This is a genomic window from Prochlorococcus marinus subsp. marinus str. CCMP1375 (genome assembly GCF_000007925.1).
GTDB lineage: Bacteria > Cyanobacteriota > Cyanobacteriia > PCC-6307 > Cyanobiaceae > Prochlorococcus_E > Prochlorococcus_E marinus.
Genome location: NC_005042.1, coordinates 477,846 through 501,338 on the forward strand (window position 1 = coordinate 477,846; position 23,493 = coordinate 501,338).

25 protein-coding genes are annotated in these 23,493 nt (G+C 36.5%); 11 read left to right on the forward strand and 14 right to left on the reverse strand.

What is annotated here, in order from left to right; genetic code table 11:
* Window positions 1-3: 3 nt before the first annotated feature.
* On the reverse strand, window positions 4-555 hold the full coding sequence (locus tag PRO_RS02550; protein WP_011124654.1) for a DUF2854 domain-containing protein: 552 nt from the start codon (window positions 553-555) through the stop codon (window positions 4-6).
* 51 nt (window positions 556-606) lie between these two features.
* Between PRO_RS02550 and PRO_RS02555 the strand changes: the two genes are divergently transcribed.
* Window positions 607-792: a hypothetical protein gene (locus tag PRO_RS02555; protein ID WP_011124655.1), complete on the forward strand. Its 186-nt coding sequence runs from the start codon at window positions 607-609 to the stop codon at window positions 790-792.
* Window positions 793-810: 18 nt separating this feature from the next.
* Here PRO_RS02555 and PRO_RS02560 read toward each other — a convergent pair whose 3' ends face one another.
* Window positions 811-1,269, reverse strand: coding sequence for a single-stranded DNA-binding protein (locus PRO_RS02560; protein WP_011124656.1), 459 nt, complete (start codon window positions 1,267-1,269; stop codon window positions 811-813).
* Window positions 1,270-1,303: 34 nt separating this feature from the next.
* Between PRO_RS02560 and PRO_RS02565 the strand changes: the two genes are divergently transcribed.
* Both PRO_RS02565 and cutA read left to right on the forward strand, forming a co-directional pair.
* The gene (locus PRO_RS02565; protein ID WP_164923208.1) at window positions 1,304-2,092 is read left to right on the forward strand and encodes a precorrin-6A/cobalt-precorrin-6A reductase; all 789 of its coding nucleotides are present in this window, start codon (window positions 1,304-1,306) and stop codon (window positions 2,090-2,092) included.
* A 47-nt stretch (window positions 2,093-2,139) separates the two neighbouring features.
* Window positions 2,140-2,469 carry a divalent-cation tolerance protein CutA gene (gene cutA / locus PRO_RS02570; RefSeq protein ID WP_011124658.1) on the forward strand — a complete coding sequence of 110 codons (330 nt, stop codon included), beginning with the start codon at window positions 2,140-2,142 and terminating at the stop codon, window positions 2,467-2,469.
* Here cutA and PRO_RS02575 read toward each other — a convergent pair.
* From PRO_RS02575 to PRO_RS02590, 4 genes are all read right to left on the reverse strand, one after another.
* A complete protein-coding gene (locus tag PRO_RS02575; RefSeq protein ID WP_011124659.1) occupies window positions 2,466-3,467 on the reverse strand; it encodes an adenosine kinase in 1,002 nt (333 codons plus the stop codon). The genes cutA and PRO_RS02575 overlap by 4 nt on opposite strands.
* Before the next feature lie 10 nt (window positions 3,468-3,477).
* Entirely contained in the window at window positions 3,478-4,791 is a 1,314-nt protein-coding gene (locus PRO_RS02580; RefSeq protein ID WP_011124660.1) for an adenylosuccinate synthase, read from the reverse strand.
* Window positions 4,792-4,880: 89 nt separating this feature from the next.
* Window positions 4,881-5,315, reverse strand: a complete 435-nt coding sequence (psb27, locus tag PRO_RS02585) for a photosystem II protein Psb27 (protein WP_011124661.1) — start codon at window positions 5,313-5,315, stop codon at window positions 4,881-4,883.
* A gap of 24 nt (window positions 5,316-5,339) precedes the next feature.
* Window positions 5,340-7,151 carry a proline--tRNA ligase gene (locus PRO_RS02590; protein WP_011124662.1) on the reverse strand — a complete coding sequence of 604 codons (1,812 nt, stop codon included), beginning with the start codon at window positions 7,149-7,151 and terminating at the stop codon, window positions 5,340-5,342.
* 200 nt (window positions 7,152-7,351) lie between these two features.
* Between PRO_RS02590 and PRO_RS02595 the strand changes: the two genes are divergently transcribed.
* The 3 genes from PRO_RS02595 to PRO_RS02605 all read left to right on the forward strand — a co-directional run bounded on the left by PRO_RS02595 (window position 7,352) and on the right by PRO_RS02605 (window position 9,009).
* The gene (locus tag PRO_RS02595; protein WP_225866414.1) at window positions 7,352-7,720 is read left to right on the forward strand and encodes a resolvase; all 369 of its coding nucleotides are present in this window, start codon (window positions 7,352-7,354) and stop codon (window positions 7,718-7,720) included.
* Window positions 7,721-8,061: 341 nt separating this feature from the next.
* Window positions 8,062-8,592, forward strand: a complete 531-nt coding sequence (locus tag PRO_RS02600) for an inorganic diphosphatase (protein ID WP_011124664.1) — start codon at window positions 8,062-8,064, stop codon at window positions 8,590-8,592.
* Window positions 8,593-8,640: 48 nt separating this feature from the next.
* Complete coding sequence (locus PRO_RS02605) at window positions 8,641-9,009, forward strand: arsenate reductase family protein (protein ID WP_011124665.1); 369 nt, start codon at window positions 8,641-8,643, stop codon at window positions 9,007-9,009.
* On the opposite strand, the gene PRO_RS02610 is transcribed toward PRO_RS02605, so the two are convergent.
* Window positions 8,975-10,468 carry a hypothetical protein gene (locus tag PRO_RS02610; RefSeq protein WP_011124666.1) on the reverse strand — a complete coding sequence of 498 codons (1,494 nt, stop codon included), beginning with the start codon at window positions 10,466-10,468 and terminating at the stop codon, window positions 8,975-8,977. The genes PRO_RS02605 and PRO_RS02610 overlap by 35 nt on opposite strands.
* A 136-nt stretch (window positions 10,469-10,604) precedes the next feature.
* Between PRO_RS02610 and lepB the strand changes: the two genes are divergently transcribed.
* Window positions 10,605-11,273: a signal peptidase I gene (gene lepB, locus PRO_RS02615; RefSeq protein ID WP_011124667.1), complete on the forward strand. Its 669-nt coding sequence runs from the start codon at window positions 10,605-10,607 to the stop codon at window positions 11,271-11,273.
* Here the strand turns inward: lepB and PRO_RS02620 are convergent.
* Together PRO_RS02620 and PRO_RS02625 are read right to left on the reverse strand one after the other, a co-directional pair.
* Window positions 11,266-12,525, reverse strand: coding sequence for a dihydroorotase (locus PRO_RS02620; protein WP_011124668.1), 1,260 nt, complete (start codon window positions 12,523-12,525; stop codon window positions 11,266-11,268). The two genes, lepB and PRO_RS02620, sit on opposite strands and share 8 nt — an antisense overlap.
* Window positions 12,526-12,530: 5 nt before the next feature.
* Window positions 12,531-13,859, reverse strand: a complete 1,329-nt coding sequence (locus tag PRO_RS02625) for a histidine phosphatase family protein (RefSeq protein ID WP_011124669.1) — start codon at window positions 13,857-13,859, stop codon at window positions 12,531-12,533.
* Between the two features lie 106 nt (window positions 13,860-13,965).
* On the opposite strand from PRO_RS02625, the gene PRO_RS02630 reads away from it, so the two are divergent.
* From PRO_RS02630 to PRO_RS02645, 4 genes are all read left to right on the forward strand, one after another.
* A complete protein-coding gene (locus tag PRO_RS02630) occupies window positions 13,966-15,324 on the forward strand; it encodes a CPBP family intramembrane glutamic endopeptidase (RefSeq protein ID WP_011124670.1) in 1,359 nt (452 codons plus the stop codon).
* A 117-nt stretch (window positions 15,325-15,441) separates the two neighbouring features.
* Window positions 15,442-15,876 (forward strand): hypothetical protein, encoded by a 435-nt coding sequence (locus PRO_RS02635; RefSeq protein ID WP_036891783.1) that lies wholly within the window; start codon window positions 15,442-15,444, stop codon window positions 15,874-15,876.
* 5 nt (window positions 15,877-15,881) lie between these two features.
* Window positions 15,882-17,684 (forward strand): peptidoglycan D,D-transpeptidase FtsI family protein, encoded by a 1,803-nt coding sequence (locus tag PRO_RS02640; RefSeq protein ID WP_011124672.1) that lies wholly within the window; start codon window positions 15,882-15,884, stop codon window positions 17,682-17,684.
* Window positions 17,685-17,763: 79 nt separating this feature from the next.
* Entirely contained in the window at window positions 17,764-18,771 is a 1,008-nt protein-coding gene (locus PRO_RS02645; RefSeq protein ID WP_011124673.1) for a transaldolase, read from the forward strand.
* A 68-nt stretch (window positions 18,772-18,839) separates the two neighbouring features.
* Here the strand turns inward: PRO_RS02645 and PRO_RS02650 are convergent, their stop codons facing one another.
* From PRO_RS02650 to PRO_RS02670, 5 genes are all read right to left on the reverse strand, one after another.
* Window positions 18,840-19,967 (reverse strand): NAD(P)/FAD-dependent oxidoreductase, encoded by a 1,128-nt coding sequence (locus PRO_RS02650; RefSeq protein ID WP_011124674.1) that lies wholly within the window; start codon window positions 19,965-19,967, stop codon window positions 18,840-18,842.
* Window positions 19,964-20,512 (reverse strand): ribosome recycling factor, encoded by a 549-nt coding sequence (gene frr / locus PRO_RS02655; protein ID WP_011124675.1) that lies wholly within the window; start codon window positions 20,510-20,512, stop codon window positions 19,964-19,966. The genes PRO_RS02650 and frr overlap by 4 nt, the downstream gene beginning before the upstream one ends.
* Before the next feature lie 50 nt (window positions 20,513-20,562).
* Window positions 20,563-21,276 (reverse strand): UMP kinase, encoded by a 714-nt coding sequence (gene pyrH, locus PRO_RS02660; protein ID WP_011124676.1) that lies wholly within the window; start codon window positions 21,274-21,276, stop codon window positions 20,563-20,565.
* Window positions 21,277-21,500: 224 nt separating this feature from the next.
* The gene (gene cobO, locus PRO_RS02665) at window positions 21,501-22,193 is read right to left on the reverse strand and encodes a cob(I)yrinic acid a,c-diamide adenosyltransferase (RefSeq protein ID WP_011124677.1); all 693 of its coding nucleotides are present in this window, start codon (window positions 22,191-22,193) and stop codon (window positions 21,501-21,503) included.
* Window positions 22,194-22,262: 69 nt separating this feature from the next.
* On the reverse strand, window positions 22,263-23,423 hold the full coding sequence (locus PRO_RS02670) for a site-specific integrase (protein WP_011124678.1): 1,161 nt from the start codon (window positions 23,421-23,423) through the stop codon (window positions 22,263-22,265).
* Window positions 23,424-23,493: the final 70 nt, after the last annotated feature.

Sequence of the window (23,493 nt, forward strand, 5' to 3'; positions counted from 1 at the left end):
TTTTTATTTTTCTGTGTTACTAGCCTTGGGAAGAAGCTCTAAGAAAAGTTCTCCTTGATCGTTTGAAGAAATTTCTGCAATTAAATCTTTGGCAAAGAATCGTCCAAGACGATCTTTTTTTTCTTGCCATTTTTGCAAGGGAACTCCGCAAAAATCAAATTTCATTCGCACACCAAAATTCTTTTCTATTTGAATTAATTCAATTTCGCGAAGCTGTGGAGGCTTGTTTTCATCCCAGAGCTTCAATGCTTGAAGAGATGATTCAAGGTGAGCTCTTTGCCCATAACGAAATCTTGTGACGTCTCCTATGAGGTTTGAAAGTTCTTTGGGGCCTTTCGATTTTAGTTCTTCTAATTCTGATGATGAAATTGTACTTTCAGCTGGATTCAATTCGGAGTTTTTCATTGCTAGTCCTATAAGAAGAATAGGAACTCCATAGAAAAAAGTAGGAACGCTTAAGTTGGTAGCGTCGTTGAAAAAAGAGATTAAACCTGTAACGGCAAGAATTGCTCCTGCTAGAGAAACGATACTTGCGGGTGAAAATTGTTGTTTCATGTTTGTAATTTTGCTTACCAGGGCTTACTTTTGAGTTTGGGAAAGGATTTCATGGCTTCAATAGATAAAAAATCAATTGATCTTAAAGAGCTGGTGGCTCTTTTGAATGAAGATCGGGCTCTGATTTTAGAAAGGATTGATCAAGGCTGCTGGCCTGAGCTGAGACATGATTTAGCTGCATTGGAAAGAGAACTTGGCCAGTTTTTAGCACTAGCTTCTGAGAAACTTGAGGTTTAAAAAGTTGAACATATTTGGTTAAAAGGGGATGTCATCAGTATCAGGGATAAGAGGCGAGCTGTTCCATGTAACAGGGTCCTCAGAATTATTAATGGTTGACGGGGCTGAAGGAGTTTGTGTTGACGTATTTTGAAATTCTAAATTGTTGGAGGTTGTTGCTGATTCGGCTTGGCTGGAAGGCGCTGCATGGAGTCTAGAAAGAGTGAATTCTGCTTTCTTTTCTTTAGTTCCATCTTGTCGTGGAACTGTATTCATTCTTAAGCGACCCTCCAAGATCACTTTTTGACCAACTTGAACACGATTTGGTAGTTCTTGAGCTAAGTTTCCCCATCCAACAACTTTGATAGAACCTTGTGGGTCATCTTCACGAAGTCCATCAAAAACCACATCCATTTCTGCAATTGCAGTTTTGTTGTCTTGGGTGTAACGAATTGTTGGCGCTACTTTGACCGTAACTTCTAGTAAACAGTGATTCATTTTCTTTCAGGCAGTGAGGGCTATCTTGATGCATATGAGAAGAAATTACCACCGTCACATATGGATATTATCCGGAACTGGAGATGGACCCCCACTTGTAAGGATTTTGCTACAAAATGGATGGAAGGTAAGCGTCAGTGTAGTTTCTTCTCAGGCTGCTCTTGCATATGGTGATTTGCCTTTGGAATCTTTGTGGATTGGCCCTTTAGAAGGGACTCAGGCCATTGCCAATGTCATTGAAAAGGCGCGAGCTACTCATAAAGGCTTTGATTGGATTATTGATGCTACTCATCCCTTTGCTCAAGTAATAAGTTCAAATCTCAATGTGGTCAGTCGCAAGCACAAACAGCCTTTGCTGCGTTTTGATCGCTGCTGTAAAAAAAGTCAAAATGCATCATTGATTAAAAATTATTGTGAACTATTGAAATTGAATTTGAGCGAAGAGAGGATCCTTTTCGCTATTGGTTCAAGGCATTTGCCAGAAGCATTGAGTTGTGGGCGTAAGGCCGGTGCAACTGTTTTTGCAAGAGTTATGCCAACTGTTGAAGGGTTGCGAAAAGCCTTGATGTGTGAGATACCTCAATCCCATTTAGCAGTGTTCAAGCCTTTAGCCTCAGATGAGATTGGTGAAATAGAATCTGCGCTTTGCCGAAGATGGAAAATTACAGGAGTTGTTGCAAGAGAATCTGGTGGCTCTACTCAAAAGATTTGGCAAAACATTTCTCTACAACAAGGACTTAAGTTATGGTTAATTGCTCGCCCAGCTTTATCTAAGAATATTAAGGTCGTAAATACTTTTGCTGAATTATTAGCTGAGATTTAGATTAGTTAGTCTAGAAAAATAATAGAATCTTTCAACAAAAGGTCAAAATGAATTCAAATTCTCTTGAGAATGGTTTGTTGTTAATGATGACAACTGAAAGTAATTTTTCTAATGCTAAGAAACTTGCAAATAAAATTCTTTCTATGAAATTAGCTTCTTGCATCAACTTTACTAGATGCGAATCTATGTATTGGTGGGAAGATGAGCTGAAAGAAGATTTCGAAATTCAATTGCTGATTAAGACAAAAGAAGATTTAGTTGATGAACTTTTTAATGTTATAAAAAATAATCATAGCTATAAAGTTCCCGAATTAATTTGCTTTAAAGCAATGGCTGGCAAAGATTATATTAGATGGGTTTTTGGTGCTACTAATTAAGCAGGGAGACCTAATCTTTCTATAACTATGTCCTTTAGCGATACTTTTGACCTTGAACCAAGTTGAGAAACAATATACCCAGCACAAGTTGATCCAATATTTCCACAGGTTTGTAGATCAAGACCATTTACATAACCATGAAGAAAACCACTTGCATATAAGTCACCAGCACCTGTTGTATCTATAACTTTTCCAAAATTGTATGGCTTAATCAAATACTTCTCATCACCTGAAATGATAATAGAGCCTTTCCCTCCTATCGTTATAACTGCAATCTCACATTTTGGCTTAATGTTTTCTATAGCATCATCAAGACTCGATGAATTGTACAAAGAAATAATTTCATTTTCGTTTGCAAAAAGAATATCAATATTTTTTTCTAATAACTCTTGGAAACTTTCTCTATGACGCTCAATGCAGAAAGAGTCAGATAGTGACAATGCAATTTTGCCTCCAAGCTTTTTGCATTCTTCTGCAGAAGCTTTTAAGGCGCTTTTTGCTTTCTCTAGATCCCAAAGATATCCTTCTAAATATAATATCTTTGTTTCCCCAAGTATAGAAAAATCTATATCTTTTGTTTCCAGTAAAACAGAAGCCCCAAGATAAGTACACATTGTCCTTTCTGCATCTGGGGTTACATAAATAAAGCACCTTGCTGTTGATGGACCATATTTAATTGGTGGCGTATTAAATACAGCTCCGGTTGAACAGATGTCATCCTTAAAAGTATTTCCTAGAGCATCCTTTTTTACTCGGCCGATGAATTCTGCATTACTACCTAGCTCAGATAAGCCTGCAATAGTGTTAGCAGCAGAGCCTCCTGAAGTTTCTAAAGAAGGGTCGCTTTTTGAATAAAGCTCTTCTGCTTTTTCTTGAGTTATTAATGTCATATTTCCTTTAGCTAGAGAGTGTTCTCTAAGGAAAGACTCTTCTGTATTGATAAGTACGTCAACTATTGCATTACCAATAGCAACTACATCTAATTTCTCTGGATTCATGGCACTCCTTTTACGAACTAAGTAGAGCTCTCTTTGGCCCATGTATTGGGTCTTCTACAACAATAGTTTGATCTCTACTTGCTCCTAAAGAAACAATTGCAATTGGTACTTCCATTAGTTCTGCGAGGAACCTTAAGTAAGCCATTGCTGGGGGGGGGAGATCTTCTAAATGTCTGCAATTTGCAGTAGAAGATTTCCATCCTGGCAAAGTTTTGAAAATCGGAGTGCATTTACCGAAATCCTCTGCGCTGCTAGGGAAATAATCGATTTTCTCACCATTCAGTTCATATGAAGTACAGACTTTAATTTCTTCTAATTCATCAAGAACATCTAGTTTCGTAATTGCAAGACAATCAAGTCCATTTACCTCTACAGCATATTTACCAATTACACCATCAAACCAACCGCAACGCCTTCTCCTGCCAGTAGTTGTACCATATTCACCACCTCTATCACATAGTTGATCATTAATTTTGCCTTTAAGTTCAGTAGGGAAGGGCCCCTCTCCCACACGAGTTGTATATGCCTTTGCAACGCCGATTACTCTGTCAATCAGTGTTGGCCCAACTCCTGCTCCAATACAGGCGCCACCAGAAACAGGATTGGAAGAGGTGACAAATGGATAGGTGCCATGGTCTAGATCTAAAAGAGTACCTTGAGCACCTTCAAAAAGAATATTTTTTTTGTTTCTTGATGCTTTATGAATGATTCTTGTGCAGTCAACAACATGGGGCTTGATAAGTCTGCCGAACTCAAGATATTCTTCAATGATTTTTTCCTTATCAATAGCTTCTTTACCATAAATTTTCTCTAGCAATTCATTCTTTTCTGCCAGAGGGATTTCAAGTGCTTCTCTAAGCTTTCTTTCATCTAATAAATCTATTACCCTGATGCCATTTCTTTGCGATTTGTCTGCATAAGTCGGCCCAATACCTCTGCCCGTAGTGCCTATTTTTTTTAACCCTCTTCGTTCTTCCATTGCAGCATCTATTACGCAATGGTATGGCATCGTTACATGAGCGGTTGATGCTAGTTGAAGACCAGAAATATCAATGTCATTATCCTTAAGCATTTTTATTTCCTTAAGCATTACTTTTGGATCGACCACTGTCCCAGAGCCAATCAGACAAATGGTTTCAGGATAAAGTATTCCAGATGGGATTAGATGAAGCTTAAGTACTTTCTCATCAACAACAATCGTGTGGCCAGCATTTACGCCACCCTGATATCTGACTACAACATCGGCTGAGCGACTGAGTAAATCGGTGATTTTACCTTTTCCCTCATCACCCCATTGAGCTCCTATGACGACAACGTTTGCCAATGAAACTGCGGTACGAAACCGCTTAAAAGCAGAATTAAAACAATCTCAGATTTCTTTGTTTAAGTCAAACAAATCAAACAAAAGTTATATTAAATTTCTTTGGCAACAACTTTTTCTGCTCTTGTAAGCTCTTTGTTTAAACGTTCCTTTAGGTTTTCAGGTAAAGGTCTATTAGAGAAAGTTTTATAATGTCCGGCCATTGCATTAAGTGCTGTTTGCATTGTAGTAAAAGAAGATGTGCCGTTTACCTGAGGACGATTCCTATATCTTGAAATGTATGCTGTGATTAGAGCTAGAGCTTCATCTTTAGACTCAGAAAGTTGACCATCATCATCTGATAATGCAATTGTTTCTTTAAGGCTTTGAGCAACTGAAACTGTATCTTTGGCGAAATCACCAGACATAAATGGCTTTGCAGCAGCTAGAGATTGACCGAAGGGATGAAATATAAGCAATAGCCCTAGGAATAGAGGCAGAGAAGCTTTTATTGTTTTTTTAATGAGGTGATGAAAGTCCCAAGCCATTTTGTATAAGTAATTTTCCCAACTCTATAAGGATTCTTGCAAAATTGATTTTTTATAATTAGATATTTCTTCTAGAAGCTCTTTTATGGCTTCTTCTGCTTTAAGGGACTTGGAAATTCCTGTTGATCGCTCGACTAATTCGACTATCCCTGTAGCTGAATCTCTTCCTGAAATTATTTTCCAAGGGATACCTATTAAATCTGCGTCTTTGAACTTTACCCCTGCCCTTTCTTTCCTGTCATCTATGAGGACATCAACACCTTCATCCTTAAGTTGGGAATATAGCTTTTCACCGAGTTCACGTTGCAAGTCATCTTTCATATTTGCGACAATTACAATCACTTCAAAAGGTGCAATTCCTAATGGCCATATGATCCCTGATTGATCATAGTTTTGTTCAACAGAAGCCTGCGCAAGTCTAGAGATCCCTATTCCATAGCAGCCCATCCAGAAAGGTTCTTCTAATCCCATTTCATTGGTAAAACTAGCTTGTAAACATGATGAGTATTTACGACCTAATTGGAAAATATGGCCTACTTCAATGCCTCTTTTTGCAATAAGTTTTTGCTTGGGATCATGAATGGAAATGTCTCCAGGCATTGCATTCCTAATATCAACTATTTCTGGCAATCCACCAACTTTGCTCCAATTTACAAAAGCGCGATGTTGATCAATAGTATTAGCTCCACATATAAAAGAATCAAGATTAGAAGCAGTAATATCTGTAAACCTGATGAACTTTTTATTCCAATTAGCAGCTTTGTTTAGGTAAGAGTCTTTGAGGTCAGGGCCAACAAAGCCCAAAGGTATGTCTAATAGTTTTTGAGAATCTAATTGCTCTTTAGTTATTGTTTTTATGCTTATTACAGACTTCTTTAAATATTTGCTTACAGCATTAATAAGTTTAACTTCATTTAACTCTTGATCGCCTCGAATACTTACAAGTATTGGTTGTAAATCATTCTTTTCTAATACAGCTAAAAGAATAATTACTTTTAATATCTGACTGGGGTGAAATCCTTGGTTATCGCATAGCTCTTTTATAGTCCTCTGGCCATTAGTTTGTATTATGCAAGGCTCTTTTTTGTCAAGAAAAATTGGGTCTGCAAATTTAGAGATAGCTTTTTCCTGATTTGCAGCATATTTTTTATCAGGACTTAATAAGATTAAATCTTCTCCTGCTTCTGCGGTGACCATAAACTCTCTAGACTCAGCTCCGCCAATTGCACCACTGTCAGCATCTACAGCAACTGTTTCAAGGCCACATCTTTTGAATATCTTTTCATATGCATCATTCATTTCAAGATAAGTTTCCTTTAGATTTGTCTCATCTGCATGAAAAGAATATGCATCTTTCATAATGAATTCTCGACTGCGCATTAACCCAAATCTGGGCCTAATTTCATCTCTAAATTTGGTTTGAATTTGGTATAAATTTACTGGAAGCTGCTTATAAGATTGCAAGAATTCATTAGCTATCTTAGTTATAACTTCTTCATGGGTAGGGCCTAATCCTAATTCTCTTCCTTGTCGGTCGCTTAGATGGAACATGATACCTTCTCCTGCTGTATATCCATCCCATCGGCCGCTCTCCTTCCATAACTCTGCTGGATGAAGTTGTGGTAGTAACGTTTCAAGACATCCCTTTGAGTCAAGCTCTTCTTGAACAATAGAAGTGATTTTTTTGATAACTTTCCACATCAAAGGCATGTATGCGTATATACCTGAGGTGACGCGCTTAATAAAGCCTCCTCTGATAAGTAATTGATGGGAAACTATTTCTGCTTCAGCGGGGACATCTCTAAGCGTCACCAGCATTAGGCGGGAGACGCGCATAGAACTTTCTCCTTGTATTGATCATTCAGGATAATATCCCTATCAATTTGCCAATTGCAAAAGTGTCCAATTCAGGTAATTCTCTATAGAACTATTTAGTTTGATCTGCTAATTTTTGACAAGTTTTTGCCGGCAGTAAAAAGGTGTTTAATGCGTCGGCGTTAGATTCTTCTATTTACGAGTCATCCTCCAAATCAAGCTTGGAAGAAGATGTGAATTCTTCCTTTAAGCTCGATTCAGAGACTCTTGTAGGTATAGATGATGTTCAAAAGTCATTAAACAGGTCTAGGGCTTCTGTTTATAGGTATACAAATACTGATTCAAGAAATTTAAACCCACCTTTTAACCCTAGGAAACTAAATCCAGAATTTAGAAGCGATCAGAAAGACCCTCTTTTGTTTCATTCCAATGAAGTGGCAAGATTTGCAAAAGATATTTTAAGGATTAAAGAAGTAACTGTAGAGGTTCTTAATTCACCTTCTACTGCGACTCAAAATGTCTTGGTCTCCATTCTTGAAGAATTGAAAGGTATACGAAATCGCCTTGATGAAATGAATAATAAGTCTTAATACGCACCTTTAGAAAGTTAAATAGAAGCGGAATGTTTTTTCATATATATAAATTATTCTTGTTAAGTAATAATAATCCTATTAACTATTCAATATTGTTATTTATCTCTTAAAAGTTGATTGGCTTAAACTGCTTGTCAAAAATTTTTGGAAAAGGTCATTGATTTCTAGTTTATAAAATTGCAGGTTTTTACAGCTAATAGTCTTATAGTTTTGTAGGTACATCAAACTTGTGATTGGATTGAGTCTTAGCAGTGGTATCACTTTGCCATTCCTATTTTGATGTTCTTAAAGAATAAGACATAGGTCAATTTTTAATTGTTCCTCCTGCCATAGTTAAAATGGATCTAACTCCTCTTTCCCCATCACCATCTTTAGGTTTAGTCAATTTAGTAGTAGAGATACCAGCAGGTAGTAGGAACAAATACGAGTATTTTGCAGAGGCTGGGACAATGGCTCTTGATAGAGTTCTTCATTCTTCTGTGAGATATCCCTTTGACTATGGTTTTATACCTAATACTCTCGCAGAAGATGGAGCCCCTTTAGATGCAATGGTGATCATGGAGGAACCAACATTTGCAGGTTGTCTTATAAAGGCTAGACCTATTGGTGTTTTGGATATGCATGATTCAGGCGCTTATGATGGAAAATTGTTATGTGTTCCTGTGGCAGACCCGCGCCAGAAAGGTATAACTAGCATTCGACAAATTGCTCCAAACCAACTTGAAGATGTGGCAGAGTTTTTTAGAACTTATAAAAGCTTAGAAGGTAGAGTTGTTGTTATTGATGGTTGGCGTGATCATGATGTCGTTGATGATTTGTTGCAAACTTGTATTGATGCAAGGAAGATGGACTCAAGAAAAAGTATTTGATTAAAATTAAATATTATTTCTACGTAACCTCTTCATAAGTATTTAAAGATGACAGCTTCTCTTAAAATCTTTAGTTATGCTCGTTGCAGTACCTGCAGGAAAGCACTTGCCTGGTTGAATCTTCAAAATATAAAATATAAATTATTTGATATAATTGATTCTCCTCCATCAAAGGAAATGATTTCTGATGCAATAAATCAATTAGGAGATAGAAAATATCTTTTCAATACAAGTGGTAAAATTTATCGCTCAATAGGAGCATCTGCAATAAAAATAATGAATGATGAAAATGTTGTTGATTTACTTAATTCTGAAGGTGGGTTGATAAAAAGACCTTTTGTAATGCATCCTAATGGGAGATTTTTAATAGGTTTTAATCAATCTATTTGGGAAGACTTTTTTCTGAATCAAGATTAAGAATATCTAACTCTTCAATAATTTCTGCAGCACTAGATTGACTTTTTAACTCATTAAGGCTCGATAACTTTAACCCTTCTAAGATAGAAAGCAAAAGGATCTGGGTACTTTTTAATGTAGAATCGTTTTCTAGCGCTATAGCCAACTCCTCCCAGAATCTATCTATTGTTTTTACTGTTAATTCTTCTAATAAAATATCTTTCTTGGCGAGTTGTGAACCGGCATTTTTCGATAAGTCAAGTATAGCATCAATCATTCCAGAAGCTAATTGCGAACTTAATGCACTTTCAGCTTTTTCTAGGACTAAATTATTTTTTAATACATCTGGCATTGGATTTGCTTTTAAGCTTTTTTGAAGTGCATGTTCAAATAAGTCTATAAGTTGAGGACGCATATTTGGACCTACCTTTTTAAGTAATAAAGGTATCCAAATTCTTAGAAATTCTGAAATCTCATTTTTTTCATTATTTTTTATTGATTGATAACTGCATAAACTTCTTATTCGATCAGGCAACATAGGTGACTTGACAATGTTCTGCACTGAATCAATAGCTCGTATAGTTAGTATTTCAAAAATTTCTATAGCAAGAAGAGAGACAATCCATTGACTAGCCTTTGCCCTAATAGGTTCAGTTGGTATTAATTTAGAAGAGCAGACTCTTTCTAAAACAGGAAGAATTCTAAGTAACCTTGAAAATGGTAGTAAAAGAGGAATATCTATTAATCTTTTTAAAAATGCATGTCTTAACTTTATACCATTTAAACGATATCTAACCATCCTGACTTTTAATAATATATCTAATAAAAAGATAATTTGAAAAGGTATATCTATTTTCCATGAGTGGCTAATGTTATTTCCATCTTTATTAATAATTTTAATGTGATCTGAATTTAGTTTTGGTATTAACTTCCTTTCCCAGAATTTCTTTTCGTTTTCCCATCCAGATTCGGCAATATATGCTTTGTTAAGCAACTTATTATATGCCGATTTATAATCGGACTCTCCAGACCTAAGCCTAAGCATAATTTTTATTGTTTCGACTCTATCAAGATCTTTTTGGGAAATTAATGTTAATTCGTTAAAGGTTGCGTTAAGTGTAGTTTTATATTCAGCTAGCAATCTATTAGCTTGAATACTATTTACCCCATTATTTGAAATTTCTTGATTAAGCTTATTAAAGATTGATTGAACTTCTTTAGAAGATTTACTTGACTTAATTCCTCTTATTTTGTCATATGAAGGAGTTATATTTGGAATCCATCTAAGTGATATTGACGTTGATGAATTGGGTATATCAATACTTCTATTTATCCAAAAACTTCTAAGCGGGATATAGCTTAGGTCAAAAATTATCCAGCCAAGATTGATCATTGCTACAAAGGCAATTAGTTTTTCCCAGCGAACCCATAATTTGCTTTCAGGCTTTTCTCTCTTTTTTTGCCATCGAGGAAGAGCCATAATTATTTAATCTTTACTTTGATTTAGTTATATATAAAGTATTTGAATATGGTAGGTAATTAAATTGATTGAGGAGATTTGTGACTAAATTATCTTATGACAGTTACCGAAAAGAAGCTTTTTCATTTGAAATGCTATGAAAACATCTAGATTAGCTGCTTTTTGGGATTATTGGGGTCCCGTTTTTGTTACCTTTGCACTCTATGCTGGGATTAAATCTTTTATTGCTGAGGCCAGGTACATTCCATCAGGCTCTATGCTACCTACTCTTCAAATAAATGATCGACTTGTTATAGAGAAGCTTTCATATAGAACAAGGTCTCCCAAAAGAGGCGAGGTGGTTGTCTTCAATTCACCTTATTCATTTAACAAGATCTTAATAGCTAAACGTTTAAATCCCCTCCCATCAACTTTAAAATGTGTAGTAGTTAGCTTTCCTTTGATTAATTCTCTTTTAGGTGTAGTTGATCCAGCATGTAACGCATATATTAAGCGTGTTGTAGCTGTTGGTGGGGATAGTGTTTTTGTTAATTCAGAGGGAAAACTTTTTGTTAACAAAGAATCAATTAATGAATCATATGTGAGCAATTTCTGCCCTTTATTACAAGGCTCCTTTAATAGTTGCAGATCCATAAATACCGTAGTGCCCCCTAAGCATGTTTTAGTACTAGGAGATAACAGAGCTAATAGTTGGGATGGGCGATTTTGGCCTGGCAATAGATTTTTACCAGAAAAAGAAATCCTTGGTAGAGCTGTATGGAGGTTTTGGCCATTTACGCGGATAGGTAATATTTCCTCTAACTAAGTCCGCAATCTATGATTTTCCCAATCATTTCAATTCCTTCCCAGGGTTGGTTTGAATTAGTCTCCCAACCTTTTTCTTGATATTTTCTGGTTTGAATCCATTTTTGATCTGGGTCAAATAATAACCATCGGTTGCTACCAACTTTTAATTCTTCAGGAGGTAAACTTAGTATTTTAGAAGGACCAAAACTAATTGCTTCCCATAATTGCTCAACTGACCATTTTGATTTTTTTATTAGTTCTTGCCATAAAGAAGGAAGCACCAAGTGATAACCACTTATGCCTGGAATGATTTCACTGAAAGGTTTTTTAGTTTCAGCATCATCTAACGAAATATTATGTACGGCAACACCTGTAAGAATTCTTTCTTGAAGGGCTTTTTTTAAGCTTTCTCTATCATTTGAACTGCCAAGAGAAGGCGATACACGTATACCTATATCGGTAGAGGTAACAGTTGATTGATCTGCAACAAGATGCCACCAGAACACACTTGCCATTGGCTTGGGAGAGCTTTTCTTTAACATATTTACTCCTTCAGCAGTTGATAAATTCATTAATCTAATTTTTGAGGAAGGATGTTGTTTTTGTAATTCAAGAAGTGTTCCTAGAGGAATAGTCTCACTTGCGACAGGGTCTTGATGCCACCCTGCTCGGAGGGCTTCAACACTTTCCCGGACAAGGCCATGTCCTTGAATTGCAAGGTCTCGCGGGGCTAAAAGAATTGGCTTTTCTTTTGTTTCATTTAAGATGAGTCCTTTCTTTAGCAATTCAATAGGAATCATCCAATCATCGTCTGCTAATCCAACTGCTCCATGGTCTATTAAATCTTTATGAGAAGTAAGTTTTTCTCCTGCTCCTTTTTGGCTGAAGCCTCCCCAAAGGTGTATTAGAACATCTTGGCCAAGGTTTTTTATTGAATATAAGTACTCAGGTTTGTCTCTCCAAGGTGATGCTTTTGGAAGTAAAGCGATTTGACCATATCCCGCATTTGCGGCTTTTTTCATCAAAGTCCAAAGTGTTTCAGCTTTACCATTAAGGTAATCTTCAAGCACTGAATGTGGATCTACTAGACAAGGTGCGAAAAAAAGCTTTTCCGCTGAAGTCTTGTCGATTTTAAGCTCGTAGGCCAAGTCTCTAGCTCTTTGTCCAAAGGCCTTAATATGCCTATTGACAATCAAGACGGCGTCAGAAGTTACAGTTTGATTTGGTCCACGTAGAATTTGAATTGGGTCAAGTAGGTATGATTTATTCATTAGAATTAGAGAGCCCCCTGCGCCGTTCTATCTACAACATCTCCTAAATGAGAGGTGATGTTTAGACAGGTGATTATATCTGGTTCCTGCTCTTCAGTCAGGTCTATAATGGTAATGCCACCATTGCCTTGTTTGACTTTCCAAATATCTGCATTAGTAAGTCCTAGAAGATTGCATAAGATGGTTTTATTTACTGCATCATGAGCAACGATAAGGGCTGTGTCATTGGGTGATAGCCTTTGAGCAATGTGTCTAAAGCAGTTCATTGCGCGCGATGATACGTCTCCTATTGTTTCTCCTTCAGGCATTTGAACTGTTTCTGGTGACTTTTTCCACCTTTTTAGCAAGTCGCCCCATTCAGAACTGATTTCTGCTTCGAGTTTCCCTTCCCACAATCCATGACCTATCTCTACAAGTTCATCTTGTTGCTTAATTTCTATGGTTGGATGATTTCTTAAAATAATTTTTGCCGTTTCCATAGGTCTAGACATTGAGCTGCTAAAGGCCTGATTGAATTTCACGTTTTTTAAGAAGTTACTTGCTGCAAGAGCTTGTTTTTGCCCATTCTCATTTAGAGGGATGTCTATTTGCCCTTGAAACCTACCTTCTTTGTTCCAATTGGTTTCTCCGTGGCGAACAAGGAAAATGCGAGCGAAACTACCTTTCGGAGGTATTTGAGGTGTTAAATGGGATGTGCTGTTAAGAGATTCAACTTGAAACTCAGCTTTGTTTTCTATATCAGTATTTATGTTGAATACTGATATAGATGAATTGTCTAATTTGATCCTCCTAAAGCCTTCAGCTGGTTCTTTAAACATTTTCAAAATGAGGCAACGAAGTATTGCGTTATGACCTACAACTAATACAGTTTCATTCTTGTCTGGGTGATGAGTAGAAATTATTTTCTTTAAGAATCTTTCTGCTTGATCCATTAATTCTTTGATTGGCTTATAGCTATTACCATTTTTTCTATGAAGAATGAGTTCTTTTGGATGGTGTTTCCAGGTCGAATATAAGTCAGAGAATTTGTTTTTTACTTCATCAATGGTAAGACCGCTCCATGGTTCCAAGTCAACTTCTAGAAGATCATTGTCTAAAATTGGAATTAGTTCTCCATTACGATTCTTTATCAATTCCTTTGCCGTATCTGCTGCTCTTTGTAATGGAGAAGTGTAGACCGCATGGATATGTAACGATCTAAGAGATTCACCAGCTTTTGAGGCTTGAAGGGTTCCTTTAGTAGTAAGTGTTGAAAGATCATTCCGACCTTGTATGCGATGCTCAAGGTTGTAGCTGCTTAAACCATGACGTATTAATAGAAGGCGTAAAGTCATTGGCAGAGGTTTTTTACGAATTCATCCGATGGATACACTGTCAACCTAATCTTGATTAGGGAATGAGGGTTGCTTTTTGCTCATTTCGTTTCTTTGAGTGTATTTCATGCAGAAAAAAAACATGCCTAGATGGAAAGTCTTCTTAGCCATTCTCTCTCTTCTTCTAACCATCCTAATCTGGCAACGCGGTCTTCAAGAAAGCTTTGACAGGCCTTCTGTTACCCCCAAGCTTGCACTTAATCAAAGAGAGATAGCTCTTCTTGCCTATCCATCTTTGCCAAATTCCATCAGTCCTTTGTTGGTTGGAGAAGATCCGGAATTAGGATTGAAAAATACTTTACGCGAGTTAGATCAAGGCCAAACAGGCAATAGAGAAAGGCTTTTACTGGCTACTTTAGCAATTTCAGAAGATGAAAAGCGGTCTTTACTTGCCGACACCTTTCAGGAAAAAGATTTAAATACTGTTAGGGAAACCTTATTAGATAGTCTTGACCAGAAAGATAACTTCCAAATATTAATTGACAGGATTCAAGATCAACAAAGCGACCCTTTGTTATACAGAATGTCTTGTCTTGCAATCGGCGGAGAACCTGATATTTGTGTTGACGAAAGAGTGTCAAGAAATATGGCTTTTAGATTACTTTTCAGTCAGCTATTGCCTTTATTGGCAATTTTGATGGGACTTCTTTTATTTCTGAGACAAGGTTGGCTCTATTTAAGGAATGCAAACTCCCCTTGGCCAGAGATAAATTTTTTACCTTTGTCTACTGTTGACATGGTTCTTCTGATTGCAGGAGGCTTTGTTGTCTTAGGTGAGCTTGTTTCACCTTTGATTGCAATGCCTTTTAGCGATTTGATAACCAGAGAAATTGCTAGTCCCGTTAAGGAGTCTTTAAAAGTATTAATTGGATATGCTGCAATGACTGTTCCCCCATTGATAATTCTTCGACAACAAATTAGTCATTTGAGAATCAAAGTTTTATCTATGGAGTGGTTGCAATGGGGGGGTAGGTCTTTTGCAAAATCAGCAGTAGATGCTTTGAAAGGATGGTTAATGGTAATGCCATTTGTTTTATTAGTCAGTTGGCTGACGACCCTGTTCTTTGGAGATCCTGGTGGTAGTAACCCTTTGCTTGACATGGTTTTAAGCAGTAAGAATTACTCTGCTCTATCAATTCTTTTAATTACTACTGTTGTCATGGCACCTTTGTTTGAAGAACTGATTTTTCGAGGGGTACTGCTTCCTGCATTAGTTAAAAAGCAGGGACGAGTTTTATCTGTATTAGTTAGTGCATTGATTTTTGCTTTGGCTCATTTAAGTGTTGGAGAAATGCCTCCTTTATTTGTATTAGGGATTGGCCTTGCTTTATTACGTTTAAGTTCAGGACGTCTTTTACCATGTGTATTAATGCATTCTTTATGGAACGGAGTAACATTTGCTAATTTATTGATATTAAGTGCTTAATAGTAAGTTTATTTAAATAGCTTTGATATTTAGCTTGCATGGCTATGAAGATAATGTTTGACTTAAATACATTACAAAGTATGGGTGGTGGCCTACTTAAATCATTCAAGTTCAAGAATGATCTCTAAGAGAAGTGTAGTAAAAAAAGTTTTACCTTTTTTTAGAGGACCTTTTTCTACTCCGAATGTCTTAAGAAAGTACCCTTTACTTGCAAGTTTGCATAGAGGTATTGATGGAGCGCTGGTAGGAGTACTTCTTTCCGGTACGGTAATGACAAGTCTGACACTACATTCACAGCATCTTTGGACATTAAATTTTTCCAGATTGCATCTTACTCGAGATTTGAGCCATAGGCTTGAAGAGTCAACAGCTACCTTAGAGAGACATTTTTTAGAGAGAGTAGTTATACCAAATTCTATGGTTGCCACTAAGTCATCACATTTGCTTTATGTGGATCTGCCAAAATATAAAAAAACTCCTTTTAAAGATTTTGTTGCAACTATTAAGGATCAATTAACTCCTGCTTCTTACCCAATTACGAACGGTTATTAATACTAATGCCTATTAGAAGAAATCAACGTTCAAAAATCCCTATAAAGAAGCGACAGCGTGTTGCTTCGCTTTCTCCAATTCCACCTTATAGATTAAAACTTACATTCTCAATACTCTGCTTGACTCTTATTGGGTTGATGGGAAGGTTTGCGCATCTTCAACTTGTTCAGGGGCTTGCTTTAGAAGCACGAGCACGCGGTTATCAAACAAAAAAGGTAGAACCCATTGGGAAAAGGCGCTCTATCGTTGATCGTCGCGGGAGGTTATTGGCACTTGATGAAAAAAGATTCAGAATTTATGCACATCCTTCAAAGTTTAAATTTTCAGGAGACCCTAAAAGCGTTTTTCGTAAGCCAAAGGAGGTGGCTGTAAAGCTAGAAGAGTTGCTACCTATATCGCAAAAGAAAATGGTTGAAATGTTTTATGGTAAAAAATCTGGAGTGAAATTAATCGAAGGCTTAAATTCTGACCTTGCAGCAAAGGTACAAGATCTCCGAATCAATGGATTGGACTTAGAAGCTTATCCTCAAAGGGTTTATCCGCAAAATGATTTGTTCTCAAATGTAGTGGGTTTTCTTGATTATGATCGTGTACCTCAGGCTGGGCTCGAGTTAAGTTTAAATAAAGAGCTTTCTCGAAGAGAAAAATCCAGAAGTTATAGATTCGGTAGAGATGGAACACCTTTCCCTAATGATATCGAATCCGGAGTGTTTTCTGTAGATGATATGCACTTGCAGTTAACTCTTGATGCACGGCTTCAAGAAGTTGCTCTTAGTGCTTTGCGCGAACAGATTATTCATTGGAAAGCTAAAAAGGGAGTAGCAATTGTGATGAATGTCAATAATGGCGAGCTATTAGCTTTAGCATCAACTCCAACTTATGACCCTAATAAATATTGGAATTATTCTTCTTCTTTATATAAAGAATGGTCAGTTCAAGAACTATTTGAACCTGGCTCGACATTTAAGCCTATAAACCTTGCTTTAGCGCTTGAGGAGGGGGTAATCGAACCTAATGGGACTGTTTATGACGCTGGGGTGGTCAAAATAGGGGGATGGCCTTTGAAGAATTGGGACAAAAAGCCTAATGGACTTCTTGGTTTTGGAAAAGTTCTTCAGGTTTCAAGCAATGTTGGAATGGTAAATATCATTCAAAAACTCGGCCCATCTCAATATTGGGAGTGGTTAAATAAATTGGGACTTAACAAAATACCAGAGACAGATCTCCCTGGAGCTGTCTCTGGGCATATGAAAGATAAAGAATTATTTGTTAAGCAGCCTATTCATCAAGCAGTTGCTTCTTATGGACAAGGATTTTCTATTTCACCTCTGAAATTAGTACAATTACATGCCCTAATTGCTAATGGAGGTAAATTAGTAACCCCTCATATTAAAAAGGACTTTTCTTCAGAAGACTTGACGCACAAGAACTTATCTTTAAAGAATAAAACACTTTTAAGCCCTGAAGTTACAAAAACGGTTCTTGGATGGATGGAATCTGTGGTTGAAGAAGGTAGTGGGAAGGGAGTGAAAATTAAGAATTACCGAATAGGTGGAAAAACAGGGACTGCAGATCAAACAGAAGATGGTATTAATTACAACTCGAAGATTTGTAGCTTTGTTGCTGTTTTGCCAATAGAAGCTCCTAAATTTGTAGTCGTCGTTGCTGTAGATGGACCACAGAGACCTCATGCCTATGGCTCTACGGTTGCAGTCCCTGTGGCTAAAAAAATCATTGAAAGCTTGATTGTTATTGAGAGGATCCCTCCGCGAAATCAGCAGGTAGATTTCTTGTCAGCAAAAAGCTAAGACTCTTGAAAGGAATATATAAGGATGAAATCATAATGAAATATCGCTAACTTAAATGAGAATGTGAATAGTAGAAATCATGACCAGTCTTCTTGATCAACTTTCTTCAATGACTGTTGTTGTTGCAGATACGGGTGACTTGGAAGCGATTCGAACATTTAAACCACAAGATGCAACTACTAATCCTTCGCTAATTCTTGCGGCAGCTCAGATACCTGCATATCAAAATTTAATTGATAAATCTCTTCAGGCTTCAAGGCAAAGAGTTGGATCATTTGCATCAGCAAAAGAAGTAGTTGATGAAGCATTAGATGAGGTATGTGTAACCTTTGGAAAAGAAATTCTTAAAATTATTCCTGGGAGAGTATCTACTGAAGTTGATGCAAGATTGAGTTTTAATACGCAGGCAACTATTAATAAAGCAAGAAAGATCATTGATCTTTACAAAAAAGTTGATATTTCTAAAGAAAGAGTGTTGATTAAGGTTGCATCAACTTGGGAAGGGATTAAGGCTGCTGAAGTTCTTGAAAGTGAGGGTATTCATTGTAATTTAACGTTGTTATTTGGCTTTTCTCAGGCAGTTGCATGTGCAGAGGCAGGTGTGACACTTATTTCACCTTTTGTAGGTCGTATACTTGATTGGTATAAAGCAGAAACAGGGAAGGACTCTTATGCTGGAGAAGAAGATCCAGGTGTAGTTTCTGTAACTAAGATCTTTAATTATTATAAGTCAAATAATTATAAGACTGAAGTAATGGGAGCAAGTTTTAGAAATATAGATGAAATCTTAGAATTAGCAGGCTGTGATTTGCTTACGATTGCACCAAAATTTTTAGAACAATTGGAAAACTCTGATTCAAAATTAACAAGAAAATTAGACTCATTAAAGCCATTGCCTTCAGAAACTAAAATCCATCTTGAAGAATACGATTTTAGAAATATGCTTAAGTTAGATCGTATGGCAACAGAAAAGCTTGAAGAAGGAATTATTAATTTCAGCAAGGCAATTGAACAATTGGAGCAGCTTTTGAGTAAAAGGCTTTCTTATATTGAGAGCGGTTCAAATGCTGAGCTTTCTATCGCTTAGAACTTATATTTTTTTAGATCAACTGACTTCTAAATTTTTAGATAAATTAAACTTTAATTTAAGACTTTTTAGCTCTTTAGGATTAGTCTTTTGATTACTCGTTGTGCAATATCTCCATACCCCATTTCCCCAGATAGGATTTGTGCGATTCTTTGAGGTGCAGTTGGTCTTTTGATTCCCAGTTGATACCCTATTTTTGGAAATCGGTAGAAAACTTGGGAGATTCTTCTTCCCCAGGCCATTGAGTCACCCCATTTTTTTTTCATTGACTTTGTGTAAGAACTTAATTCGGTTGTGTTGCCTTTTAACCAATTGATTATGCATTTGGCAGCTTCACAGCCACTTAATAAGGCAGGCCTTAGACCTTCAGCAAGAAATGGATCGCAAAGTGATGCTGCATCACCAATTACTAAAATCCCATCACCATGAAGATTACTGTGTCCATTCCAAACTCTTAAACGAGAATCATTCCTTATCCCTGCTTTTGGATCAAACCCTAGACTTGGCATTAATTCGTTAAGGATTTTTTCGCTTTCCACAGCATGATTACCAATAAAAGTTCCTACCCCAATGTTGACTGAGTCTTTCAAAGGAAATGCCCAAGCAAATCCATGATGAACCAAACCAAATTCAAATCTTGAGGTGCCTTCTTTCAGCAATCCTTTACCATTGACCCTTATGGAAGTTGTTGAGGCATAATGAAGATTTTTAGGACCTAGATTAAATTCCCTTGCCCAAGGTGAGCTTGATCCGTCTGCAATTACAACGCATTTTGATTTAAGTTGTTGTCCATCTTTAGAAGTGATAATCCATTGCCCTTCTATTTTAAATATTTTTACTACTTCAAATGACTGAAGAAGTGTTGCTCCTTGCTCAATAGCTTTTTGGGTTATGAGTTCATCAAGTTTTTCTCTTCTAGTAATCCAAAAAGGGGATGAACCTGGTAATTGTGCTATTACGTGGTCAGATAAGCACCAAGTAAATTCAACTTTTTGAATTACTTCTTCAATTATTGGTTCAAGAGAAAATGGGAACCACTTTTGAACTGATGCAGCCATTCCACCTCCACATGGCTTTAAAAGAAAGCCATGTTTTTTGTCGACGATAGTTACTTGAACTCCAGAATTGGCTAAATGAAACGCTGCTGAAGAACCTGCTGCTCCAGCTCCAATAATTAATACTTCAATAGAATTCAAACCTTTAGAATTTCCTCTTCTTTCCCTGAAAGATTTTTTTCAATTTCATTTATATATTTGTTTGTAATTTTCTGGATTGAGTCTTGCTGGTCTCGACTTTGATCCTCAGAAAACTCACCATCTTTTTCTGAACCTTTAATTTTTTCTATTGCATCTCTGCGTATATTTCGAAGTGATATTTTTGCTTCTTCTGCATATTTTGATGCTAATTTACAAAATTGTTTTCGACGCTCTTCTGTTAAAGGGGGGATGTTGATACGAATTATTTTTCCATCATTATTTGGTGTAAATCCAAGATCACTTATAGAGATTGCTTTTTCTATTAAACCTAGAGAGCCTAAATCAAAGGGTTGTATTGCAAGAGTTTGGGAGTCTGGAGTTGAAATGGTTGCTAGTGATTTAAGAGGGGTATCAGCACCGTAATACTCAACGGTTAATCGATCCAACAGAGATGTATTCGCGCGACCAGTTCTAATTGTATTGAAGTTGCGTTGACAAGCTTCAACTGATTTTTGCATGTTTAATTCGACTTCTTGAGTAAGCATTTGAATTTATATGAAATAGGATTGTGGATAATTAGAAATCAAGTGAAAGGTTAACCTGAATTAGAAATGCGGGAGCCTATCTTTTCTCCTGCTACCGCTTTATTAATATTGCCAGGTTGAAAAATGTTAAAGACAACTATAGGGATCTTGTTGTCTTTGCATAGAGCTATAGCTGTACTATCCATAACTGCTATTTCTTTACTAAGGACTTCTTGAAAAGTTAATGATTCATATTTAATAGCTTCAGGGTATTCTTTAGGATCTTGGTTGTAAACACCATCGACTTTAGTTGCTTTAAAAATTACATCAGCATTTATTTCTGCTGCACGTAATGCTGATGTTGTATCAGTAGTAAAGAAAGGGTTTCCGCATCCTCCACCAAAAACTACAACTCGACCTTTTTCAAGATGTCTAATTGCTCGACGGCGAATGTAAGGCTCAGCGATTTGTTGCATCTCAATAGCAGTTTGCACTCTGGTCTCTACTCCTGCTCTTTCTAGACCATCTTGCAGAGTTATTGCATTCATTACTGTGGCTAACATTCCTACATAATCTGCTGTAGCACGATCCATTCCAGCAGAAGATCCCTTAAGACCTCGGAAAATATTCCCTCCTCCCACAACAATTGCAAGTTGTGTTCCTTCCTGTACCACTTTTGATACATCTTGAGCAATAGATTGAACTATTTCTGGATCTATACCATATGGCTTGCTTCCCATGAGAGCTTCGCCACTAAGCTTGAGGAGGACACGTGAGTAAGACATTAATTATCAATATCTCAATGACAGTAGCAAGGGATCTTTGTTTCGCTGGGCTCTTTATGGATTTGTTCGTGAGAACGAACAAATCGTGTTTGATTAAAAACCTTTCATAGGCTACAAACTTTCTGCAGAATGATTTTTTTAGTGTTTATTAAGTAATTAAAATATTAATACTTTGGCAAAGCAAAAACTATAAAGTAATTTGAACAAATCTTGAAAAATTTTAGTTAAAATTCAATTCCTTTCTGAGCCTTAACTCCTTTTTCTCTAAAGGGGTGCTTTAATAAATTCATTTCAGTTACAAGGTCTGCTTGTTGTATTAACTCTTCCTTAGCACTTCGACCTGTTAAGACAACATGAGTCAATGCAGGACGTTTTTTTATCCCTTCGATGACTTCATTTAAAGAAAGATATCCTAGTTTGATAGCTATATTTATTTCATCAAGAATAACTAATTTATGACTACGACTACATAGGTATAAAAGTGCTTGCTCCCAAGCTTTTTGGCTAAGTTTTTTATCTTGCATCCTGTCTTGTGTTTCCCAAGTAAATCCTTCTCCAAAAGCATGCCAGTCTAAGGAATCTCCATATACTTTTAATGCTTTAGCTTCCCCTGGTTGCCATCCTCCTTTGATAAATTGAACAATCGCTACATTATCTCCGTGACCCAATGTTCTTAATGCCATGCCTAATGCAGCTGTAGTTTTTCCTTTCCCTTGACCCGTAAAAACAATAATCAGCCCTTTCTCTAGATTTCTTTCCTCTATTCTTTTGCTTTGGATTTCTTTTCTTCTTTGCATTCTTAGCTTATATTTTTCTTCATCCGCCTCTTTAGTTGTAAAGCCTCCCATACCCAATTGACTTGACTCTCTATCTAATTCATCTAGAGACTCATCACTCTTGGCCATTTTCTTTTGCATAAGAAAGAGTTAATAACTTAAATCTCTTGTAAATACAAATCAGTATTTTAAAAATTATATCTAAGAAATTTAAAGATTTTTGCCACCTAAAGCTTTGTCAACAGCTTGTTGCTGATCTCTTCGAGTAATCCAATGGTGATAAGTGCGCGTATGTATTGCAACCGAATGACCCATCATGCGTGCGGCAACACTATCAGGGAGACCTATGTGAATAGTGCGAACAGCCCATGCATGTCTTAAGTCATATGGGGTTAAAGGAAGATTATATCTTCGGAATTGTTCGGAAACTCTTCTACCTACATTTTGGAGAGTGGTTTTATTGAGATCAGTGTTTATCTCTGGAAGTAAATTTGTTTCATAAGAAAGTGCATTTAATTTAAATCGGTTGATCCATTCGGGTTGAAATGGCCATACTTGATGTTCCCCAGTTTTTGTATTAGGAAATACTCTTAATATTTTGTCTTCACCTTCGCTGAGACATGAAAGATCACAAAAGAACACCTCATGATTTCTAAGACCGTAAGTTGCCATGAGGCCATAAACTAATCTCCATCTTGGATTTGGGATCATGAAAAATGTTTTTTCAATAAGGCTGTCGCTTGGTAACTTTCTAAATCTTGCTTGATGCAATCCATATCCATATGCCAAGTCTCTCCAGTTTTCTGGCAATTGAATATCTGAATATTTGGCAAGTGCTTTTAAAGTCGTACCACATTGCTGCCTGCTACGACTATTTTCTGAATAACTAGATAATGTCTTAAGGAATAAATTCTTATTTAAACTCTCATTATTACTTTGAGCTATAATACTAAGTCTTCGAAGATATGGTAAGTAAGCACATTTCCAATTGGTACGACTGCCAGCCTTTGATTTGTTTCTAATAGGATCATTAAAGAAAAATAATTCAAAATCTTTTATAGCTTCTTCAACATCTAAAAACTTTTTGTTAGTAGATATTTTTGATTTACTTGTAGACCAGTGCTTCCAATCAAATTGATTGTGTTGAATTTGTAAATATAAAAAATGAAGAGTTTTTTCAGCTTGTTGAAGTTCTTTTATATTTGCGTCTAAACCTAAACTTATTCGTTGGTCTTTAGTTTTATTTGGATTTTTTTGACATGGTAGGGGCCCGCGTAAGCAAAGTCGTTTGCCACGCTGCTCAATCCGAAGCTTTATCCCTTTAGAGGCAATCTTTTGATTAACAATCAAAAGTTCACTTGTAAAGTTCATTGGTCTCAATGGTTACAGCTACATTGACGTCGTTACGCGTTAAGCTCAACCCCTAAGTAAAAGTATTTTA

Bases quoted from the DNA above. Each gene is read 5' to 3' on its own strand.
- PRO_RS02605 (WP_011124665.1), top strand. From the start codon at position 8,641: ATGACAGCTTCTCTTAAAATCTTTAGTTATGCTCGTTGCAGTACCTGC.
- PRO_RS02550 (WP_011124654.1), bottom strand. From the start codon at position 555: ATGAAACAACAATTTTCACCCGCAAGTATCGTTTCTCTAGCAGGAGCA.
- PRO_RS02620 (WP_011124668.1), bottom strand. From the start codon at position 12,525: ATGAATAAATCATACCTACTTGACCCAATTCAAATTCTACGTGGACCA.
- PRO_RS02625 (WP_011124669.1), bottom strand. From the start codon at position 13,859: ATGACTTTACGCCTTCTATTAATACGTCATGGTTTAAGCAGCTACAAC.
- PRO_RS02560 (WP_011124656.1), bottom strand. From the start codon at position 1,269: ATGAATCACTGTTTACTAGAAGTTACGGTCAAAGTAGCGCCAACAATT.
- PRO_RS02670 (WP_011124678.1), bottom strand. From the start codon at position 23,423: ATGAACTTTACAAGTGAACTTTTGATTGTTAATCAAAAGATTGCCTCT.
- PRO_RS02600 (WP_011124664.1), top strand. From the start codon at position 8,062: ATGGATCTAACTCCTCTTTCCCCATCACCATCTTTAGGTTTAGTCAAT.
- PRO_RS02645 (WP_011124673.1), top strand. From the start codon at position 17,764: ATGACCAGTCTTCTTGATCAACTTTCTTCAATGACTGTTGTTGTTGCA.
- pyrH (WP_011124676.1), bottom strand. From the start codon at position 21,276: ATGTCTTACTCACGTGTCCTCCTCAAGCTTAGTGGCGAAGCTCTCATG.
- frr (WP_011124675.1), bottom strand. From the start codon at position 20,512: ATGCTTACTCAAGAAGTCGAATTAAACATGCAAAAATCAGTTGAAGCT.
- cobO (WP_011124677.1), bottom strand. From the start codon at position 22,193: ATGCAAAAGAAAATGGCCAAGAGTGATGAGTCTCTAGATGAATTAGAT.
- PRO_RS02575 (WP_011124659.1), bottom strand. From the start codon at position 3,467: ATGAATCCAGAGAAATTAGATGTAGTTGCTATTGGTAATGCAATAGTT.
- PRO_RS02640 (WP_011124672.1), top strand. From the start codon at position 15,882: ATGCCTATTAGAAGAAATCAACGTTCAAAAATCCCTATAAAGAAGCGA.
- cutA (WP_011124658.1), top strand. From the start codon at position 2,140: ATGAATTCAAATTCTCTTGAGAATGGTTTGTTGTTAATGATGACAACT.
- PRO_RS02555 (WP_011124655.1), top strand. From the start codon at position 607: ATGGCTTCAATAGATAAAAAATCAATTGATCTTAAAGAGCTGGTGGCT.
- psb27 (WP_011124661.1), bottom strand. From the start codon at position 5,315: ATGGCTTGGGACTTTCATCACCTCATTAAAAAAACAATAAAAGCTTCT.
- lepB (WP_011124667.1), top strand. From the start codon at position 10,605: ATGAAAACATCTAGATTAGCTGCTTTTTGGGATTATTGGGGTCCCGTT.
- PRO_RS02630 (WP_011124670.1), top strand. From the start codon at position 13,966: ATGCAGAAAAAAAACATGCCTAGATGGAAAGTCTTCTTAGCCATTCTC.
- PRO_RS02610 (WP_011124666.1), bottom strand. From the start codon at position 10,468: ATGGCTCTTCCTCGATGGCAAAAAAAGAGAGAAAAGCCTGAAAGCAAA.
- PRO_RS02590 (WP_011124662.1), bottom strand. From the start codon at position 7,151: ATGCGCGTCTCCCGCCTAATGCTGGTGACGCTTAGAGATGTCCCCGCT.
- PRO_RS02565 (WP_164923208.1), top strand. From the start codon at position 1,304: ATGAGAAGAAATTACCACCGTCACATATGGATATTATCCGGAACTGGA.
- PRO_RS02635 (WP_036891783.1), top strand. From the start codon at position 15,442: ATGATCTCTAAGAGAAGTGTAGTAAAAAAAGTTTTACCTTTTTTTAGA.